General features: G+C 64.5%; 17 protein-coding genes. 11 read left to right on the forward strand and 6 right to left on the reverse strand.

The features are described 5' to 3' along the window. Positions 1–57 precede the first annotated feature (57 nt). From kduD to SPH52_RS07645, 4 genes are all read left to right on the forward strand, one after another. The gene (kduD, locus tag SPH52_RS07630; protein WP_411794404.1) at positions 58–810 is read left to right on the forward strand and encodes a 2-dehydro-3-deoxy-D-gluconate 5-dehydrogenase KduD; all 753 of its coding nucleotides are present in this window, start codon (positions 58–60) and stop codon (positions 808–810) included. Positions 811–968: 158 nt separating this feature from the next. Continuing rightward, positions 969–1,718, forward strand: a complete 750-nt coding sequence (locus SPH52_RS07635; RefSeq protein WP_411794405.1) for an SDR family oxidoreductase — start codon at positions 969–971, stop codon at positions 1,716–1,718. Between the two features lie 22 nt (positions 1,719–1,740). Then, positions 1,741–2,604 carry a fumarylacetoacetate hydrolase family protein gene (locus SPH52_RS07640; RefSeq protein WP_411794406.1) on the forward strand — a complete coding sequence of 288 codons (864 nt, stop codon included), beginning with the start codon at positions 1,741–1,743 and terminating at the stop codon, positions 2,602–2,604. 25 nt (positions 2,605–2,629) lie between these two features. After that, positions 2,630–4,270, forward strand: coding sequence for a UxaA family hydrolase (locus SPH52_RS07645; protein WP_411794407.1), 1,641 nt, complete (start codon positions 2,630–2,632; stop codon positions 4,268–4,270). 66 nt (positions 4,271–4,336) lie between these two features. Here the strand turns inward: SPH52_RS07645 and nanR are convergent, their stop codons facing one another. From nanR to SPH52_RS07675, 6 genes are all read right to left on the reverse strand, one after another. Continuing rightward, complete coding sequence (gene nanR, locus SPH52_RS07650; RefSeq protein ID WP_411794408.1) at positions 4,337–5,053, reverse strand: transcriptional regulator NanR; 717 nt, start codon at positions 5,051–5,053, stop codon at positions 4,337–4,339. A 64-nt stretch (positions 5,054–5,117) separates the two neighbouring features. Continuing rightward, a complete protein-coding gene (locus SPH52_RS07655; RefSeq protein WP_411794409.1) occupies positions 5,118–6,194 on the reverse strand; it encodes an Ldh family oxidoreductase in 1,077 nt (358 codons plus the stop codon). 25 nt (positions 6,195–6,219) lie between these two features. After that, the gene (locus SPH52_RS07660; protein ID WP_411794410.1) at positions 6,220–7,599 is read right to left on the reverse strand and encodes a TRAP transporter large permease; all 1,380 of its coding nucleotides are present in this window, start codon (positions 7,597–7,599) and stop codon (positions 6,220–6,222) included. A 24-nt stretch (positions 7,600–7,623) separates the two neighbouring features. Next, positions 7,624–8,199 carry a TRAP transporter small permease gene (locus tag SPH52_RS07665; RefSeq protein ID WP_411794411.1) on the reverse strand — a complete coding sequence of 192 codons (576 nt, stop codon included), beginning with the start codon at positions 8,197–8,199 and terminating at the stop codon, positions 7,624–7,626. A 78-nt stretch (positions 8,200–8,277) separates the two neighbouring features. After that, positions 8,278–9,273 carry a sialic acid TRAP transporter substrate-binding protein SiaP gene (locus tag SPH52_RS07670; RefSeq protein ID WP_411794412.1) on the reverse strand — a complete coding sequence of 332 codons (996 nt, stop codon included), beginning with the start codon at positions 9,271–9,273 and terminating at the stop codon, positions 8,278–8,280. A gap of 592 nt (positions 9,274–9,865) precedes the next feature. Then, complete coding sequence (locus SPH52_RS07675; RefSeq protein ID WP_411794413.1) at positions 9,866–10,630, reverse strand: SDR family NAD(P)-dependent oxidoreductase; 765 nt, start codon at positions 10,628–10,630, stop codon at positions 9,866–9,868. Between the two features lie 242 nt (positions 10,631–10,872). On the opposite strand from SPH52_RS07675, the gene SPH52_RS07680 reads away from it, so the two are divergent. The 7 genes from SPH52_RS07680 to SPH52_RS07710 all read left to right on the forward strand — a co-directional run bounded on the left by SPH52_RS07680 (position 10,873) and on the right by SPH52_RS07710 (position 19,817). Next, complete coding sequence (locus SPH52_RS07680) at positions 10,873–12,174, forward strand: L-fuconate dehydratase (RefSeq protein WP_411794414.1); 1,302 nt, start codon at positions 10,873–10,875, stop codon at positions 12,172–12,174. A gap of 1 nt (position 12,175) precedes the next feature. After that, complete coding sequence (locus tag SPH52_RS07685; RefSeq protein WP_411794415.1) at positions 12,176–13,594, forward strand: FAD-binding oxidoreductase; 1,419 nt, start codon at positions 12,176–12,178, stop codon at positions 13,592–13,594. Positions 13,595–14,386: 792 nt separating this feature from the next. After that, positions 14,387–14,623 carry a hypothetical protein gene (locus SPH52_RS07690; RefSeq protein WP_411794416.1) on the forward strand — a complete coding sequence of 79 codons (237 nt, stop codon included), beginning with the start codon at positions 14,387–14,389 and terminating at the stop codon, positions 14,621–14,623. A gap of 11 nt (positions 14,624–14,634) precedes the next feature. Continuing rightward, positions 14,635–16,170 (forward strand): sodium:solute symporter family protein, encoded by a 1,536-nt coding sequence (locus SPH52_RS07695; protein WP_411794417.1) that lies wholly within the window; start codon positions 14,635–14,637, stop codon positions 16,168–16,170. 58 nt (positions 16,171–16,228) lie between these two features. Further along, on the forward strand, positions 16,229–17,038 hold the full coding sequence (locus tag SPH52_RS07700) for a FadR/GntR family transcriptional regulator (protein ID WP_411794418.1): 810 nt from the start codon (positions 16,229–16,231) through the stop codon (positions 17,036–17,038). A gap of 42 nt (positions 17,039–17,080) precedes the next feature. Next, positions 17,081–18,388 carry a Zn-dependent hydrolase gene (locus SPH52_RS07705; RefSeq protein WP_411794419.1) on the forward strand — a complete coding sequence of 436 codons (1,308 nt, stop codon included), beginning with the start codon at positions 17,081–17,083 and terminating at the stop codon, positions 18,386–18,388. 7 nt (positions 18,389–18,395) lie between these two features. Beyond that, positions 18,396–19,817: an amidase gene (locus SPH52_RS07710; RefSeq protein WP_411794420.1), complete on the forward strand. Its 1,422-nt coding sequence runs from the start codon at positions 18,396–18,398 to the stop codon at positions 19,815–19,817. The last annotated feature ends 15 nt before the right edge of the window (positions 19,818–19,832 follow it).

Raw genomic sequence — 19,832 nt, forward strand, 5'->3', positions numbered from 1 at the left:
TCTTCATCTCTGCATGATCATTTCACAGCAATATGGCTTCGCAGAGGGAGGAACCGCATGTCACGCTTTTCACTGGACGGCCGTGTCGCCATGGTGACCGGCTGCAACAAGGGCCTCGGCCAAGGCATCGCCGTGGCCCTGGCCGAAGCCGGTGCCGACGTCATTGGTGTCAATCGCCGCGCCGCCGACGAGACCCGCAAGCGCATAGAGTCGCTCGGTCGTCGTTACGTAAACCTCGAAGCCCAGTTGGGGCATGACCGCGAGGCAGACATCGTCGCCCGTGCCGTCGAGTGCATGGGGCGCATCGACATGCTCGTCAACAACGCGGGCATGATCCGGCGCGCCCCTGCACTGGAATTCACCGAGGCGGACTGGGATGAGGTGATGGACGTCAACCTCAAGGCCGCCTTCTTTCTCAGCCAGCAGGTGGCGCGCCATCTGGTGGAGCGCAAGGCGCCCGGCCGCATCGTCAATATCGCCTCGGTGCTGTCGTTCCAGGGTGGCATCCGGGTTCCCTCCTACACCGCCAGCAAGAGCGGCATCCTTGGGCTGACACGCCTATTGGCCAACGAATGGGCCGTCCATGGCATTACCGTCAACGCCATCGCCCCCGGCTACATGGCCACGGACAATACCCAGGCGCTGCGCGAGGACGAAAACCGCAGCGCCGAGATACTCGGCCGCATCCCCGCCGGCCGCTGGGGAACCCAGGAGGACCTCGCCGGCGCCGTGATATTCCTCTGCTCCGATGCCGCCGGCTACGTCAACGGACACGCCCTCGCCGTGGATGGCGGCTGGCTGGCACGCTGACCGACGCATGACATCTGCGCCGAGTTGCATTTCTTCCGGACTGAGCCATAATCGGGATGAACGTCAGGCTAGTATCCTGTCATACCACCTAGGATGACCGGTACGAACCCAGCATGCCCATGACCACGATGTTCCTATAACCACAACGAGGAACCGCCATGCGACTGCGCGACAAGACGGCGCTGATCACGGCCGCAGGACAAGGGATCGGCCGTGCCACCGCCCTGCGCTTCGCTGCCGAGGGAGCACGCGTCATCGCCACCGACATCGACGCGGACAAGCTCGCCGACCTGGCCTCCACCGACGGCATCGAAACCCGTCGCCTGGACGTGCTGGACAGCGATGCCATCGATGACCTTGCCCGTGAGCTGCCCCCCGTTAACGTGGTGTTCAACTGCGCCGGCTTCGTGGCCAGCGGTTCGCTGCTTGCCGGCAGCGATGAGGACTGGGAACTGTCGCTGGCCCTGAACGTAACCGCCATGATGCGCCTGACCCGCGCCCTGCTGCCGAGCATGATCGAACATGGTGGGGGCAGCATCATCAACATGGCCTCGGTGGCCTCCAGCCTCAAGGGTGTACCCAACCGCTGCGCCTACGGTACCACCAAGGCCGCGGTAATCGGCCTGACAAAGTCGATTGCCGCCGACTTCATCACCCAGGGCATACGCTGCAACGCCATCTGCCCCGGCACCGTGGATTCTCCCTCGCTGCGCCAGCGCATTCGCGACCAGGCACGCCAGCAGGGGCGGCCCGAAGCCGAGGTACATGCCGAGTTTCTCGCCCGCCAGCCGCTGGGCCGTCTCGGTACGGCGGAAGAGATCGCCGCCCTGGCCACCTATCTCGCTGCGGACGAATCCGCCTACACAACCGGTACCGCCCAGGTCATCGACGGCGGCTGGCTGGTCTGAGTTCTGAGAATAAGGAGACGACATGAAACTGCTGCGCTTCGGCCCCAGGGGCCACGAGAAACCCGGCCTGCTCGACGCCGACGGCGTGATCCGTGACCTCTCGGCCCATATCGACGATCTCGACGGCGGTCGCCTGGGACGACACACTCTGTCAGAGTTGGCAGGGCTCGATCCCGCTCGCCTGCCGGAGGTAGCTGCCGATACCCGGCTCGGTCCTTGCGTGGGTCGTGTCGGCAAGTTCATCTGTATCGGCCTCAACTACTCCGATCACGCCGCCGAAACCGGCGCCGAAGTGCCACCCGAACCGGTGGTCTTCAACAAGTGGACCAGCGCTATTTGCGGCCCTAACGACGAAGTCATCATCCCGAGGGATTCGCAAAAGACCGACTGGGAAGTCGAACTCGGCGTGGTGATCGGCAAGCAGGCGCGCTACGTGGCCGAAGCCGACGCCATGGAACACGTGGCCGGCTACTGCGTGGTCAACGACGTCTCCGAGCGGGAGTTCCAGCTCGAGCGCAGCGGCACTTGGGACAAAGGCAAGGGCTGCGACACCTTCGGCCCGCTGGGCCCCTGGCTGGTGACGCCGGACGAGATCGCTGATCCGCATGCGCTCGACATGTGGCTGGAGGTGGACGGCCACCGCTACCAGAACGGCAATACGCGCACCATGGTCTATCGCATTCCTTTTCTGATCAGCTACCTGAGCCGCTTCATGACGCTCGAACCCGGTGACGTCATCTCCACCGGCACCCCGCCGGGGGTAGGCATGGGACAGAAACCGCCAGTCTACCTGCGACCTGGCCAGCAGATGCGGCTGGGTATCGAAGGCCTGGGTGTACAGACCCAGCGCGTCATTGCCGAACCGACCGACAGCAGCCGGGCATGAGCCCAGCACCTCGGAGCCCCTCGCCATGACAGAGACCATTGCCAGCGACAGCAGCCAACTCGATAGCCTGCGCGTTCACGCTGCGGATAACGTGCGCGTGGCCCTAAAGGACCTGCCGGCCGGCACCACGGTCGTGGATGGTGACCTCGAACTGCCACTGGCAGAGCCCATCCGCCACAAGCACAAGTTCAGCCTCGTGGATCTGGCCCTTGGCGAGGCCGTCATCATGTACGGCGTCACCGTAGGCCGCGCAACGCGCCCCATCCCGGCAGGAACGGCTATCACCGTCGACAACACCGAGCACAGCACCGCCACCACCGTGCCGCAGGCCAAGCGCGGTGAGTGGCATGCCCCGGATGTCTCTGCCTTTACTGGTGCCACCTTCGATGGCTACCATCGCCCCGACGGCAAGGTCGGCACGGCCAATGTCTGGCTGGTAGTGCCGTTGGTATTCTGCGAGAACCGCAACATCGAGGTACTGCGCCAGTGCGTCGCCGATGCACTGGGCGAGGACCCCTATCGTGACTATAAACACATGGCGCGAGCGCTACTGCATGGCGAGAGTGTCATCCAGCCCGTCTTGCCTGCCAGCGAGCGGCTCTTCCCCAATGTCGACGGTGTGCGTTTCCTCACCCACACCCTGGGCTGTGGTGGCACCGACGACGATGCCCAGGCGCTCTGTCAGCTGCTGGCGGGCTATATCTGCCATCCCAACGTGGCCGGCGCCACTGTACTCAGTCTGGGTTGCCAGAAGGCACAGATCGAGATGCTGAAAGCTGCCGTGGCCGAGCGCGACCCCCAGGGGCTACGCCCCGTGCATTACCTGGAGCAGCAGGCCAGTACCAGCGAGGAGGCGCTGATCCGCGACGCCCTGACCACCATCTTCGACGGCCTGGCCCTGGCTAATACCGTGGAGCGTGCGCCCGCACCGCTCTCGGCACTCTCACTGGGAGTGGAGTGTGGTGGTTCCGACGGCTTCTCGGGGCTTTCGGCCAACCCGCTGGTGGGCGCCGTGGTCGATCGCCTGGTGGCCCTGGGCGGCAGTGGCATTCTCAGTGAATTTCCCGAACTGTGCGGCGTCGAACACGAACTGATGGCACGCTGCCGCGACGACAGCGTGGCCGAACGTTTCCGTTCGCTCATGGAGGCCTACCAGCGACATGCCGCCCGGGTGGGCGCCGACTTCTCCATGAACCCTTCCCCAGGCAACATTCGCGACGGCCTGATCACCGATGCCATGAAATCGGCGGGAGCAGCCAAGAAGGGAGGCGACAGCCCGGTGGTCGGCGTGCTCGACTACACCGAACCGCAGACCCAGGCCGGCCTGAACCTGCTCTGCACTCCGGGCAATGACGTGGAATCGACCACGGCGCTGGCCGGCTCGGGCGCCAACCTGATCCTGTTCACCACCGGCCTCGGCACCCCCACCGGCAACCCGATAACTCCGGTGCTGAAGATATCCAGCAACAGCGAGCTGGCGGCCCGCATGGGCGACGTGATCGACTTCGATGCCGGGTCCATCATCCGCGGCGAGGCTAGCATCAATGAACTGGCAGAGCGGCTGCTGCGGCTGTGCATCGACACCGCCTCGGGACGCTACCGGCCCCATGCGGTGCGCCTGGCGCAGTATGATTTCATCCCCTGGAAGCGCGGCGTCTCTTTATAGTGGTATAACGAGGCTGCGCTCGCCTACGTTCTCTAGGCATGCGATTCACCTAGATGCAGCAGAGCGTCACTCCGCCAGGCGTTTTTTCAACTTCATGTACGTACCGTAATGGCGGTCGAGGTGGCGCCGCATGGCCGCCTCTGCGGCATCGGGGTCGCGGGACTCGATGGCTTCGACGATCTCCGTATGAGCCGCCATTGCCGCCTTGTCCTCATCCTTCTGCTGCAGCACCTGGGCGCGACGGTCATCGAGCCACTCCGAGAGCGCCACGTGGATGGCATCGAAGATGGGGTTGCGTCCGATGCTCGCCAGCACGCCGTGAAAATCGTTGTCCGAGCGCTTGAAACGCGCTTCATCGCCCAGCGCATCGCGATTGTCCTGCAGCGCATCGCGCAACCGGGCCAGGTCATCGTCGCTGGCGTGACGCGCCGCGTAGCGTGCCAGGGAAATCTCGAACAGCGCCCTCGCCTCCTGGAAATACTGCTGGCCGTCGGGCTTGGACAAGAGCTGACGCGTCACCCCGGAAAGGCGCGCCATCACCGACTCGGCCGTAGGGCGAATCACCCGGGCGCGGGTGCCGCTGTTGATGGCAATCAGGCCGAGCTGCTGCAGGTGGAACAACGCCTCGCGTACCGCCGGGCGGCCGACCCCGAACTGTTCCATCAGCTCGCGTTCGGAAGGCAACTGGTCGTTTTCACTCAGCCGCCCCTCGAGGATTTCCGCCTCGAGCTGCTCGGCCACCTGCTCGGAAAGCGTCTTGCGCTCGACCCGGTATCTGCTCATAGGCTGGTGCTCCTGTTGATGTCGCCAATCGCCGCCAGTTTACCGTATTTTGACATCGCACCACTCACGGCAGGCTCTGCAGCTCAGCTACCTCGAGGCGCTCGGCGAGTTCTCGATAGACAGCCTGGTTGGCACTATCCAGGGGAATGCCCTCGGCATCACGACGGTCCTGGCAGGCCCACTCCCGGTCCCCCGGCGCCAGCACGCGAGCGCCCCCGCGCCCCGGCTGACCGCGCAGGTCGGCGAGATAATCGCGCATTCGCGCCGTGTATGGGCCGCCCCGGGCAAAGGCGTCGGGCTTCAGCGCCAGGAAGAAATGCCCGACGCCCCGCGGCGTGGCCATGTCCGGTCCGTTCATTGGCAGCAACCGAAAGCCGTTGACCATACCTGCCAGGGTGGAGCTCAGCACCTCGACCATGCCCCCCAGGCCCGCGCCCTTGAAACCGAAATCCGCCCCACCCAATGGCAGCAGCGCCGCCACCTCCGCAGCGGTTCGGGTCACCCTGCCCTCGGCATCCGCTGCTACCTGGTCGGGTAGTTCGCGGCCGATGGCGCCGTACTGCTGTACGCGGTTCCAAGGAATCGAACTGGTGGCCATGTCGAGCAGGTAGGGCGATCCGTCGGCCACCGGCGCGGCAAAGGCGATGGGATTGGTGCCATGGAAGGGCCGCGTGCCACCGTGCAGCAGCACGAAGGGGTCGGAATTGCACACCGCCAGGCCGATCATCCCTCGCTCGGCGGCGGCCAGCGCGTAACAGCCCGCCGCGCCGAAGTGCGAGGAGTTCCCTACCGCTACCGCGCCGATGCCGACCTCCCCGGCCATGTCGGCAGCATGCGCCATGGCGGTATAACCGGCTAGATGGCCGAAACCGTGACCGGCATCGAGATACCCCGTGGCAGGCAGGCAGCGTTCGAAGCTCATCTTGGGCGAGCCCGCTATACGCCCGCCCTGCAGCGCGCTCACGTAGTGCGGCAGCAGACGCAGACCGTGACTGTCGGTGCCCATGCGCGATGCGGTCACCAGTGCCCGGGTCACGGCATCAGCCGAAGCCGTATCGGCCCCGGCACGTGCCAGCACCGTCAGCATGAAGCGCTCCAGCTCATCCTTGGCCACTCGAAAATCGGTTACGCCTTCACTCATCGTTCACTTCCCTTGTGATTCCATTTCAGCGATAGACCAAGGTCGGCAGCCACATGGAGATGGTCGGCACGAAGGTGACCAGCAACAGGCAGATCACCAACGGGATCAGGAACGGAATCGTCCCCCGCATGCAGCGCTCGAAGCTGACGTTGGAAACCCGTGACAGCACGTAGAGCACCATTCCCACCGGCGGCGTCAGCAAGCCAATCATCAGGTTGAGCACCATGATCACCCCGAAGTGCACGGGGTCGACACCCACGGCCATGACCAGCGGCAACAGCACCGGCACCAGAATGGTGATGGCGGCAATGGTTTCCATGAAGCATCCCACCAGGATCAACACCAGGTTGGCCATCATCAGCACCACCACCTTGCTGTCCGAGAAGGGCCCCATCAGGGCAATGACATGCTGGGTGACCTGATTGCTGGTGAGAATCCAGGCGAAGATCGAGGCGGCCGAGACGATGAACAGGATTACCGCCGTGGTCTCGATGGTTTCCATGCTCACCTTGAGCAGCTTGCGCCAGGTCAGGGTGCGGTAGACCACCACGCCCAGGAAGAGCGCGTAGAATACGGCGGCCACGGCCGCCTCGGTGGGAGTGAAGGCTCCGGTGATGATACCGCCGACGATGATCACCGGCGTCATCAGCGAGAGCAACGCCCGCCCGGAGGTATGCCCCAGCACGCGCATGGAGAAGATGGCATCGCGCTGGTAGCCGCGACGCCGCGAGATCATGAAGATCATCATCATCAGCATGGCCCCCATGAGCAGCCCGGGCAGCAGGCCGGCGGCAAACAGCTGGCCCACCGAGGTCGACGCCATGACCCCGTAGATCACCATCGGCAGGCTGGGTGGAATGATCGGCCCGATGGTAGAGGAAGCCGCAGTAATGCCGACGGCGAACTCCTCATCGTAGCCGGCATCCTTCATCGCCTTCACCTCGATCATGCCGAGCCCACCGGCGTCCGCCACCGCCGCTCCGGACATGCCCGAAAAGACGATGCTCGCGCCTACGTTGACGTGGCCGAGCCCCCCGCGCATCCAGCCCATCAGTGCCTTGGCGAAGTTGAAGATGCGCTCGGTGATGCCGGCGTTGTTCATCAGGCTACCGGCAAAGATGAAGAACGGAATCGCCAGCAGCGGAAAACTGTCGATGCCGTTGATCATGCGATGGGCCACCACGATGTCAGGCACCTGTCCGCTGATCAGCACGAACATCAGGCAGGAGCCCGCCAGGCTGATGGCAATCGGCATACCCAGCACCAGCATGGTGAACAACGAGAAGAACAGAAAGGAGAGGTAGTGCCCCATCACGGCCAGAACGATACAGCCCAGCACGGCCAGGGCCGAAAGCGTGGGCGTGACGATGGGCTTCTGCCAGCGCATCACGGAGAGTCGAGCCATGCGTAGCCTCGCGAGTCGCTCTTGTCAGTGGGAGTCGGATGGAACGGGCTGGCCCTGGCGTCGCTCTGCCAGAATTCTGCTTACCAGCCGCTGCAGTCCGCGCAGCGCCATCAACGCGAAGGCCGCGCAAACGGCGTAGTAGAGCACGCTCTTGGGCACGTCAACGGAGATCATCATCCCCCCCGTTCGCCCCGAGAGCTTGAATGTGACCCAGGCAAGCATGCCGTAAAAGGTGATGCTCGCCACATCGACGCAGAGGTTGAGCAGCCGCGACAGCCAGGCCGGCATGTAGTGGTAGAAGAACTCGACCATGATGTGGGTGCCCCTGCGCACCGCCATCACGCTGCCGATGAAGCCGACCAGGATCAGCAAATAGCGGGCGATCTCCTCGGTCCAGGTGGTGGAGTCACCCAGCACGTAGCGGGTGAAGAACTGCAGGAACACGACGAAGATCAGCGCCCAGAACACCACCAGCGTGACATAGTCCTCCACCGCGTAATCGCTGAAGCGGAAGTCGTCGCCATCGAAAGCCAGGTTGAAATCGATCTCGGGCTCTGGGGGCTCGGATAACGGCACCTTGGGAGACGGGATCTCGGACATGGGTCAGGCCTCCTGGCCAGCCCCATGCACGCCGGCATGGGGCTGAAACGAAATGTAGGTTCTGTGAAACGCTCGGTGTTACTGGCCGATGGCCTGCAACCGGTCGTACGTCTCCTCGTCCCACGTCGCCGCATCGCCCAGGTGCTGGGGCATCACGGCCTCACGGAAGGGCGCGCGATCCACCTCGTTGACCGTGGTGCCCTGCTCCTGGAACCAGGCGACCAGGTCCTGCTCGGCCTGGACGATCTCCTCGGTGTTGTTGCGTGCGGCCTCCTCGAACACCTCGCGGAAGATCTCGCGATCTTCCTCGGAGAGCTGGTTCCAGCGCGGACCGCCGACGATGGTGATCAGCGAGTCGGTGATGTGCCCGGTCAGGTTGATGTAGTCCTGCACCTCGTGGAAAGCCTTGGCCCGAATGGTGGGCAGCGGGTTCTCCTGGGCATCCACCACGCCCTGCTGCAGGGCCAGGTAGACCTCATCGAAGGCAATCGGCGTCGGGTTGGCGCCCACGGCACGTGGGAACATCATGTAGAGCGGCGCATTGGGCACACGGATACGCAGGTTGCGCATGTCATCGGGCGTGCTGATCTCCTTGTTGGAGGTCACGTGTCGCTCGCCATAATAGTTGAGGGCAATGGGCACGTTGCCGGTGGCATTCTGGTAGCCCTCGGCGATCTCCTGGAAGAGGTCGCTGTCCGCATATGCCTGCCAGTGATCGAAGTCGCGGAACATGTAGGCCCCGCCGGCAATGCCAATGGGCCCATAGGAGCGGCCAGCAAACTGCGTGCCGGTATAGATGACATCAATGGTGCCCAGTTGGAGCCCCTCGTTGATGTCCTCCTCCTTGCCCAATGACGACGCGGGATGCACCTGCATGGTGTAGCGCCCCTCGGTGCGCTCTTCGATCTGCTCGGCCGCCCACAATGCCCATTTGTGAAAGGGCTCGGAAGTCTCGTAGACGTGGGCGAATCGCAGGCTCTCCTGGGCGGATACCCCCATGCTGATACCTGCCGCCGCAAGGGCGATGGCGGTCATTCTCAGGAGCTTGGGCTGGCGTTGGCTCTTTTGGCTCATATTGTTCTCCTCACAACCTCTCGGTTTATTGTGCTTATCGATTCAGGTAGCAGGCATTGGGCAGCGGCGTCAGCGCATCGGCCCGGAGCGCTGTCCTGGCCAGAGCAACCGGTCGAAAAGATTGTCTTGCTGTATACGTATCATACCACCCACTCCAAACCTAGCCTGTCCCTTGCCAGCGTGCAACCGACAAACGCCTGGCTGGCAAAATTGGCTTGGGTCAGGCGCTGACGGGGCCTGCCCCGACCTGAAGATGCAGGCGCAGCAGCAGATCAGGGTCGCCGAATCCTCCCGCCTTGGTCATGACTTGGCAGCGTGGGTCGCCATCGAGAACGCCGAGGGCGACGCCACGCGCTCTCCCATTGCCCTCGCCACCTCGTCGGGAGCGCAGTCACTATCGGACACTCCAGGCACCAGCAGGCGTAGCGGTGACGTTACTGTCGCAAGCGAGGCATCGAGCGCTGCCTCAGGCTCCAGCTCCACCGCGCGCTTGACGCAGCGAAACGCCAGGTCACCGGCATCGGCACCGATCCGGCCATCGGATCGCCCATGGTGATGGCCAGTTGGTAACCGGGTCCGGCCATCGCATCGCTCATGGCATCAACTGGCCTCCATTGACCTCGATGATCTGCCCCGTCACATAGCCGCTCATGCTGTCGGTGCCCAGGAACACGTAGGCGCCAACACACTCCTCCGAGGTGCCCAACCGCCCCATGGGGATGGTTGTCCGCGCCGCGGCCAACTGGTCATCGCTGGAGTGGCGCACGTGAAAATCGGTGGCGATGGTGCCCGGGGCCACGGCATTGACGCGTATCCCTTCCCCCTGCAACTCCTTGGCCATATTACGGGTCATGGTGCTGACGAAGCCTTTCGCCGAAGCGTAGAGCCCCGCGCCCGGGCCTCCCCCGTTGCGCGCCGCAATCGAGGTGGTGTGGATGATGTTGCCACCGCCGGAGCGCTTGAAATGCGGTAGTGCAGCCCGGGAAACCATCACCACCGAGCGCACGTTGAGGTCCATGACGCGGTCGTAGTGCTCGTCGTCGATCTCGGCCAGTGCGACCCGCCCCAGCATGTCGCCGGCATTGTTGATCAGCAGGTCCAGGCCACCCAACTGCTCGGCGGCCTCGTCGACCACACGCCGGGCCTCCTCGGAACGGCTCACGTCGCCCTTGACGACCACCGCCTCGCCGCCGGCCGCCCGGATGTCCTCGGCCACCGCCTCGGCCTTGTCGGCGCTGGCGTGGTAGTGCACGGCGACCCGGGCACCCAAGGCGCCCAGTTGCCGCGCCACGGCGGCTCCGATACCACGGCTGGCGCCCGTGATCAGTACGCGCTTGCCCTTCCACTCGTCGAGCATTGCTGGAACCTCCCCGGATTGAATGTGCCCACTTCGTATATTGCGTTATGTGTATCGCGCTATGCGTATCGCGCCGTGTGACTGCCGATGCGACCGGCTGTCGACCCGACTCGACACCTTGCGCTAGAGTGATACCTGTTTGGCATACCTGTCATACAACACGACACAAATAGCATGTTAGACGAGTCCCGGCCAAACACCAGACCCCTCGCAACGACAGGCAACCCTCGCAAGGAGGCCGCATGACCACCATCACCCAGGTCGACGTACAGGACATTCGCTTCCCTACCTCGCGCAACCTCGACGGTTCGGACGCCATGAACGCCGCGCCGGACTACTCCGCCACCTACGTCATCCTGCGGGTCGACGACGGCGGCCCAGAGGGCCACGGCCTCACCTTCACCATCGGCCGTGGCAACGAGATCGTCGTCGCGGCGGTCAATGCCCTGGCTCACCTGGTCGAAGGCCGCACGCTTGCCTCGATCACCGGTGACATGGGTAGCTTCTGGCGCGAGATCACCGGCGACAGCCAGCTGCGCTGGATCGGCCCCGACAAGGGCGCGATCCACCTGGCCACCGCGGCCCTGGTCAATGCAGTGTGGGATCTATGGGCCAAGCGCGAGGGCAAGCCCATCTGGAAGCTGCTGGTGGACATGCCCCCCGAGCAGCTGGTGCGCTGCCTGGATTTTCGCTTCGTCACCGATGCCCTCACTCCCGAGGAAGCCATCGCGCTTCTCCGCAAGCAGGAGGCCGGCAAGGCCGAGCGCGAAGCCGAGATGAAGCGCGACGGCTTTCCCGCCTATACCACTTCGGCGGGCTGGCTCGGCTACTCCGACGACAAGGTTCGCCGCCTGGCACGGGAGGCACTCGCCGAGGGTTGGACCCACTTCAAGCAGAAGATCGGCGGCGATCAGGAGGAGGACATTCGCCGCGCCGCCCTGCTGCGTGAGGAGATCGGCTGGAACAACGTATTGATGATGGACGCCAACCAGGTGTGGGAGGTCGACGAGACGATCGCCAAGATGCGTCGCCTGGCCGAATTCGATCCGCTATGGATCGAGGAGCCCACCAGCCCCGACGACATCCTCGGCCACGCCGAGATTCGCCACCGCCTCGCCCCCATCGGCGTGGCCAGCGGCGAGCACTGCCACAACAAGGTGATGTTCAAGCAGTTCTTCCAAGCCGAGGCACTCGACTACTGCCAGCTCGATGCCGCACGCCTGGGCGGGCTCAACGAAGTGATCCTGGTGGCGCTGATGGCCGCCAAGTTCGGCGTGCCGGTCTGCCCCCATGCCGGCGGCGTGGGCCTGTGCGAGTACGTCCAGCACGTCTCGCTGTTCGACTACATCGCCGTTGCGGGCAGCCTGGAAGGGCGCGTGCTGGAATACGTCGACCATCTGCATGAGCACTTCGTCGACCCGGTTATCATCGAACGCGGGCGCTATCGCGTGCCCGAGGCCCCCGGCTACAGCATCACCATGCACCCCGAGTCGCTGGCCCGGCACCGTTTCCCGGATGGCGCCGCCTGGCAGGAGGAAAGCTGACATGGAGCGAGAGGTTTTTCTCGAAGCACTCGCCGCGCGCCTGGGCGAGCGTGGCCTGCTGCGCGAGCCCGACGACATGACCCGCTACGTGGCGGACTGGGCCGGCGACCGGCTCGGCACGCCGCTGGCGGTGGCCCGCCCCGCCTCTACCGAGGAGGTCGTCGCTACCGTTTGCCTGTGCCGGGAACATGGCGTACCCATGGTGCCCCAGGGCGGCCACAGCGGCCTGGTGACAGGCGCCCTGCCCGCCGCCGATGGCAACGAGCTGGTGATCAGCCTCGAGCGCATGAACCGCATCCGCGCCATCGATCCAATCAACTTCACCATGGCCGTGGACGCCGGCTGCATCCTCGAAAACGTCAAGCAGGCCGCCGCCGAGCATGAGTGCGAGTTCCCGCTGGCCCTTGGCGCCCAGGGCAGCTGCCAGATCGGCGGCAACATCGCCACCAATGCCGGCGGGCTCAACGTGCTGCGCCACGGCATGATGCGCCAACTGGTGCTGGGGCTCGAGGTGGTATTGCCGGACGGGCGCGTGTGGAGCGCCATGACCGAGCTGCACAAGGACAACCGCGGCTACGCGCTCAAGCAGTTGTTCCTCGGCAGCGAAGGCACCCTGGGCATCGTCACCGGTGCCGTGCTCAAGCTCACGCCGCGCGCCAACCAGGCCCGCACGGCACTGCTCGGGCTGGACTCCCTGGAAGCCGTGGTCGAACTCTACGGCCTCGCCCGGCGCGACTGCAGTGACCTGCTCAGCGCCTTCGAGCTGATACCACGCCGCTGCATCGAACTCGCCATGGAAGCCACGTCGTCGCTCAGCGATCCCATGGATCACGGCTACCCCTGGTACGTGCTACTGGAAGTCAGCGCCAGCGGCCCCCTGGACCTTGGCGCCATGCTCGAGCACCTGCTGGAACAGGGCATGTCTCGCGACCTGGTGCTGGACGGCGTACTGGCCTCGAGCGAAGCCCAGTCACGCCAGCTGTGGCAGTTCCGCGAGAGCATGCTGGAAGGCCAGCGGCGGCGCGGCGAGCACCTGCGCACCGACATCTCGGTGCCCATCTCGGCGATCCCGGCCTTCGTCGACGAAGCCAGCCGAATCGTGATGGAGGCTTCGCCGGAGTGCGAGATCATTGCCTACGGCCACGTCGGCGACGGCAACCTGCACTTCAATATACTCCCGCCGCAGGCAATGCCGGAAGGCGAGAAGCGCAGCCACCTGCATGTCCTGGAGGAACGCCTGTTCGTGGTGCTCGACGGCTACGGCGGCAGCATCAGCGCCGAGCATGGCATCGGCCGGACCAAGCAGCCCGCCTACCTGGCACGCCTCTCGCCGGTTGAGCGCGAACTGGCCGCGGGCATCAAGGCACTGTTCGATCCGGATGGATTGATGAACCCAGGGCGCATCCTGCCGGCCACATAAGCGAGAAGAGAGAACGACGTGGCGATACGCGGAAGCGAGAAACGGTAAGAAATAGAAGAAACAAGGAACGGAACGAGGGGAAAGCGGTGCAACGGCTATCGGGAGATTCGGTCTGGACCCTCCCTGGTCCAATAGGCAAAGCGGGTGGGGATCAGGGAATGTAGGCGGCAATGGCGTCGCGAGCTGCCTGCTGGGCCAAGGCATGGGATTCCCAGTGGCTCAGCACTTCGTTGGACTGGCCTTCAGCACTCTGTTGTGTCGGCATGAGGTGTCTCCTGTGTGACATCAAGAAACATCATGCCGCAGCTTTGTCGACATTTCACCAGCTTTCCGACACTTTGCCTTCGAAGCCTAAAGATACGCCACTGTATGTCATGATTCTCACCCCTGCACCGATCTTGCGCATGGAAAATGCTTCCATAACTGTTTTGGTGCGTTTCTTTCCTAATTTTGCCTCAGGGAGACAGAACGTGCTAACAGAGCAGCTCCAGATGTGTTCTGAGAGCGCGATTTTCCTGATCGGGAAAAATCACCTCACCGGCACATGTCGGAAGCACTTCTTTCCCTAAAGGGAAAATTCTGAGCCACTCAATTCACCCCTCCTTCCACGCAAGCGCCTAGTGGAATCCCAACCAGAATTTGACAAGCCTCGGCATGATGCGCTAACCATTATATTTATACGTATAAATATAATAATTGGACACGCAGCCACGATCACTCCATCCCCGAAGCTTCCAGTCGGAACGTCGGGGCTGGGCACTCCCCCCACCAAACAAAACAAGGGGATAGACGATGCTGAGAAACCTGCCACCCATTAAGCTCGCCCTCTACGGGGGCATTCTCCTCGGCTTCATCATGCTGGAGAGTCCCGCGGTGATGATGGCCAACCAGATCGAGCCCATGCTGCTGGGCATGCCTTTCCTCTTCGTCTGGAACCTGGCCTGGTGGGGCTTCATCACGCTGCTGTTCCTGGTGGCCTACCTGACCGACTGGGGTAGCCGAACCACCACCAACGACAGCGCCCGCTGAGGAGGCCAACCATGACTGGCAGCATCTTCATCATTGCCGCTTTCATGATCATTCCGCTGATCGTCGGGGTGGTCTCTTCCCGCCAGGCCCAGGCCACCAGCGAGGATTTCTTCGTTCAGGGGCGGGCCATGGGCAGTATCGCCGTGTTCTTCACCGTCGCCGCCACCTGGTGGAGCGCCTTCGCCTTCCTCGGCTCCAACGCCACCTTCTACACCAGCGGACCGGTCTACCTGACCGCCCTGGCCTGGAACCTGCTGTTCGGCTTCATGTACTACTGGGTCGGCAAGCGCGTCTGGTTCCTCGGCAAGCGCTTCAACTACCTGACGCCGTCAGACCTGATGGGCGACTTCTACAACAGCGAAGCCCTGCGCATCGTGGTCGCCATCATCACCCTGGTCTTCACCGTGCCCTACCTGCAGATCCAACTGACCGGCGGCGCCTACCTGATCGAGGTCGCCTCGGGCGGCATGATCCCCTTCTGGCTGGCAGCCCTGCTGTTCTACTTCATCATCATCGTCTACGTATGGATCGGCGGCATCCGCGCCATCGCCTGGACCGATGTCATCTACGGCGCGCTGCTGTTCTTCGGCATGATGTACGCCGGCTACTACATCTCGTCCCACGTGGGCGGGCCCGCCGCGCTCTTCGCCCAGCTGCAGCAGACCTCGCCGGAACACCTGACCATGCCGGGGCCCAACGGCAACATGGGCTACAGCATGTGGTTCTCGCTGTTTGCCATCACCGCCATTGGCGCCTTCATGGGCCCGCAGATCTGGCTGCGCATGTATTCGGTGAAGAGCGGCAGGCTGTTCAACCTGATGCCGTTCCTGCTCGGCCTGGCCGCCTTCGCCTACTTCGGTTCGGTGCTCTCCGGCTACAGCGGCGTGCTGTTGGAGCCCGGCGTCGACAACCCCGATCAGATCCTGCCGATCATGCTGATGAACTACGCGCCCTACCTGCTGGCCTCGCTGATCATGGCCGCGGGCGCCTCCGCCGCCATGTCCACCGCCAACTCGCAGATCCATGCGGTCTCCACCGTGGTGACCATGGACATCTACCAACGCTATGTGAACCGAGGCGCCAGCCAGGCGCGCATCGTCGGCGTGGGCCGTCTCTCGCTGGTCGGATTCTCTCTGGCCGCCTACATCATGGCGCTGACCGTACCCGGCGTGCTGGTCACCATCGGCATTGCCGCCCTAGCAGGTACCGCGCAGTTGATCGTACCCACCGTCGGCGCCATCGCCTGGCGGCGTGCCCACCCCACCGCAGCTCTTTGGGGCCTGTTGGGCGGGGTCGGCTGCGTGCTGCTGCTCACCTTCGGCCCGCTGCCCAGTGCACCCTTCGGTTACCATGCCGGCATCTGGGGACTGCTGCTCAATACCGGGCTGTTCATCGGCCTGAGCCTGGCCCTGCAACGCCAGGACCGGGAGGTGGTGGAGCGCTTCGCCCAGGCACGCCACGACTACGACGCCGAGTACCACCCCGAGCGCCTGGAAGGTGAGCAAGGCAGCGCCAGTCCGGCCACCGAAACGTCGCCGACACGCTGATATGACGATAACCCGGGGCCAGCAGCGCCAGGCCCCGGCCACGCATGGGAGACAACTCATGGCCGCACCGCCCCGCCGTCGCCAGAAACTGGCGGAACTGATCAGCGACGACATCAAGCGCTGGATTGCCACCGAAGGCCTGACCGAAGGCGAACGCCTGCCCAACGAGAAAACCCTGATGGAGCTCTACGGCTGCGCCAAGGGAACCGTGCGTGAAGCCCTGAAGATTCTCGAAGTGGAAGGGCTGATCACCCTGAAGACCGGCCCCAACGGCGGCGCCGTGATCAACATGCCGACCATGGAGCCGGCCAGCCGTATGCTGCGAAACTTCCTGCACTTCAAGTCGCTGGATGGTCACCAGGTGTACCAACTGCGCAAGCTGCTGGAGGTCGAGCTGGCGGTATCGGTGGTCGGGCGACTCAGCGAGATGGACCTGGCCAACCTCGAAGCGAACATGGCCGCCTGCGAGCACAGCCACCCAGGCGACGAGGACCAGCGCCGCCAGCGCTTCCTCGAGCTGGAATTCCACAACTTGCTGGCCCGTGCCTGCCCCAACCCGCTGCTCGCCTTCATGTGCCGCTTTCTCAACGACATGTTGCGCGACCTGGTGGTGGTCAAGAAGGCCTACGTTCCCGAACGCAAGCAGTTCGACCAGGCCAACCACCGCTACCACCGCGAACTGGTGGAGGCCTACCGCGCGCAGGACACCGCACGCGTCCGCGCCCTGATGCAGGAGCACATGGAAGACGCCGAACACCATATGTCGGCGCTGGAAGCCGAAATGGCAGACCAGATGCTCGTCGACCAGAGCGCCTTCGGCGAACACTCCGAGGAGTCACCTCTGCGCCAATACACGCCCACCCGCTAGCACGGCACCAGCACCACGAAGGAACCGACAAAAGGAAGCGACATGACACGTTTGCAGACACAAGCTCAGTCCAAAGCTCAAGTACTGGCCGCTCCACGCCTCGACCAACTGCGAACCGACAGCGACCGCCTGTGGCAGGCCCTGATGGACCTTGCCAAGCTCGGCGCCACACCCAAGGGCGGGGTCAACCGTCAGGCCCTGACCGAGCTCGACCGGCAGGCGCGCGACCTCTTCATCGAGTGGTGCCGCGCCGAGGGCTGCAGCATTCGCATCGATAACATCGGCAATATCTTCGCCCGCCGGCCGGGGCAGGACACCGATGGCCCCGCGGTGGTCACCGGCAGCCACATCGACACCCAGCCCACCGGCGGCAAGTACGACGGCTGCTTCGGCGTGCTGGCCGGGCTGGAGGTGATTCGCACCCTCAACCAGCACGGCATCCAGACCTGCGCACCGATCGAAGTCGTCGCCTGGACCAACGAGGAAGGCTGCCGCTTTCCCCCCTGCATGATGGGTTCGGGCGTGTTCTCCGATCAGCTCGCGCTGGACAAGATGCTCGCCCAGACCGATGCCGATGGCACCACGGCAGGCGAAGCGCTGGATGCCATCGGCTACCGCGGCAGCGATGCGGTTTCGCCAAGCGAAATCAAGGCTTACTTCGAGGCTCATATCGAGCAGGGGCCGATCCTCGAGGATACCGGCAACACCATCGGCGTGGTCATCGGCGCCTTGGGCCAGAAGTGGTTCGACCTCACCCTCACCGGCGTCGAAGCCCACGCCGGCCCCACGCCCATGGCCCTGCGCAAGGACGCCATGATGGGCGCCGCGGAAGTGACCCTGGCCGTCAACCGCATCGCCAACGCCTATCAGCCCCACGGGCGCGGCACCGTGGGTGTGGTGAACCTGCATCCCGGCTCGCGCAACGTCATTCCCGGCCAGGTGAAGATGACCGTCGACCTGCGCCACCTGGAACCCGCAACCCTCGATGCCATGGCCGCGGAACTCGAAGCGACGATCACCGAGATCGGCCAGCGCCACGGGCTTGCCGCCGAGCTCACTCCCACCGCCGACTTCGCCCCCGAGCACTTCGACGAACAGTGTGTGGGTGCCGTACGCCTGGCCGCCCAACGACTCGACTGTGCGCACATGGATATCGTCAGCGGCGCCGGCCACGATGCAATCTTCGTCAATCGCGTCGCCCCGGCGGCAATGATCTTCGTGCCCTGCGAGAACGGCATCAGCCACAATGAGATTGAGAACGCCACTCCCCACGACCTGCACAGCGGCTGCAACGTGCTGCTGCACGCCATGCTGGAAGCCGCCGGGGTCGTCGACGCCGACGAGGAGTGAGCCGACCATGACCCACGCTCAGCTTCCCGGCGATCTCGCCACGCTCACGGCCAGCCAGGCGCTGGCCCTGTTCCGGCGCAAGGCGCTCTCTCCGGTCGAGCTGACCGAAGACTGCCTGGCGCGAATCGAACGCCACCAGCCGCGCCTGAACGCCTTTGCCCACGTGGCGGGCGAACAAGCGCTGGAAGCCGCACGCGCTTCGGAAAGCCGCTGGCTGGCCGGCACGCCATGCGGCCCGCTGGACGGCATTCCCACCACCATCAAAGACCTGACCCAGACCCGCGGCATGCCGACCCGCCTGGGCTCGAGTACCAGCGATACAGACGGGCCATGGGATACCGACGCTCCTGTCAGCCGGCACCTGCGCAACGCCGGCGCCGTGTTCATCGGCAAGACCACTTCGCCGGAGTTCGGCTGGAAAGGCGTTACCGACAACCCACTCCACGGCATCACGCGCAACCCCTGGGACTCCCGCCTGACTCCGGGCGGCTCCTCCGGCGGCGCGGCGGTAGCAGCGGCGCTCAATCTCGGCCTGCTCCACCAGGGCAGCGATGCCGGCGGCTCGATCCGCATCCCCTGCAGCTTTACCGGCACCTTCGGCATCAAGCCCACCTTCGGCTGGGTGCCGCAATGGCCGGCCAGCGTGATGAGCACCCTCTCGCATCTGGGCCCGATGACGCGCAGCGCCGAAGACAGTGCCCTGATGCTCAGCGTCATGGCCCAGCCGGACCCGCGCGACGGCTATCTGGGCAACCCCGCTCGCTGTGACTGGCTGAGCCCACCACCGGCAAACCTCAAAGGGTGGCGCATCGCCTACAGCGCCGACCTTGGCTATGTGAAGGTTGCGCCGGACATCGCCGAACGTGTCGAGCAGGCCGTGGGGTTGCTGCGCGAGCTTGGCGCCACGGTGGAACGGCTCGACCCCGGCTTCGACGACCCCCGCCGCACCTTCGACACGCTCTGGTACGCCGGCGCCTCGCAGCTGCTGGAACGGCTGAACGAGCGGCAACAACGGCAGCTCGACCCCGGGCTTCTGGCCATTGCCCGCCGCGGCCGGGACATCCCCCTGTGCGACTACCTGGCGGCCTGCCGCGAGCGCGAGCGGCTCACCGCCCATATGGCCGAATTTCACCAGCGCTACGACCTGCTGGTGACCCCCACCCTGCCAATCGCCCCCTTCGAAGCCGGCCGCAACGCGCCTGCCGAGAACGATGACGACTCTTGGGTGGGCTGGACCCCTTTCAGCTACCCGTTCAACCTGACCCAGCAGCCGGCCGCCTCGATGCCCTGCGGCCTGGATGCCCATGGGCTGCCCGTCGGCCTGCACCTGGTCGGCCCCAAGTTCCAGGATATCAAGGTGATCCACGCAGCACGCCTGCTCGAACCGCACCTGCCCAGGCTGGCGCCACCCGGTCTAGCTACCGGCTAACCAGACCAATGGCCT

It is taken from the genome of Halomonas sp. A29, assembly GCF_046723295.1.
GTDB lineage: Bacteria > Pseudomonadota > Gammaproteobacteria > Pseudomonadales > Halomonadaceae > Halomonas.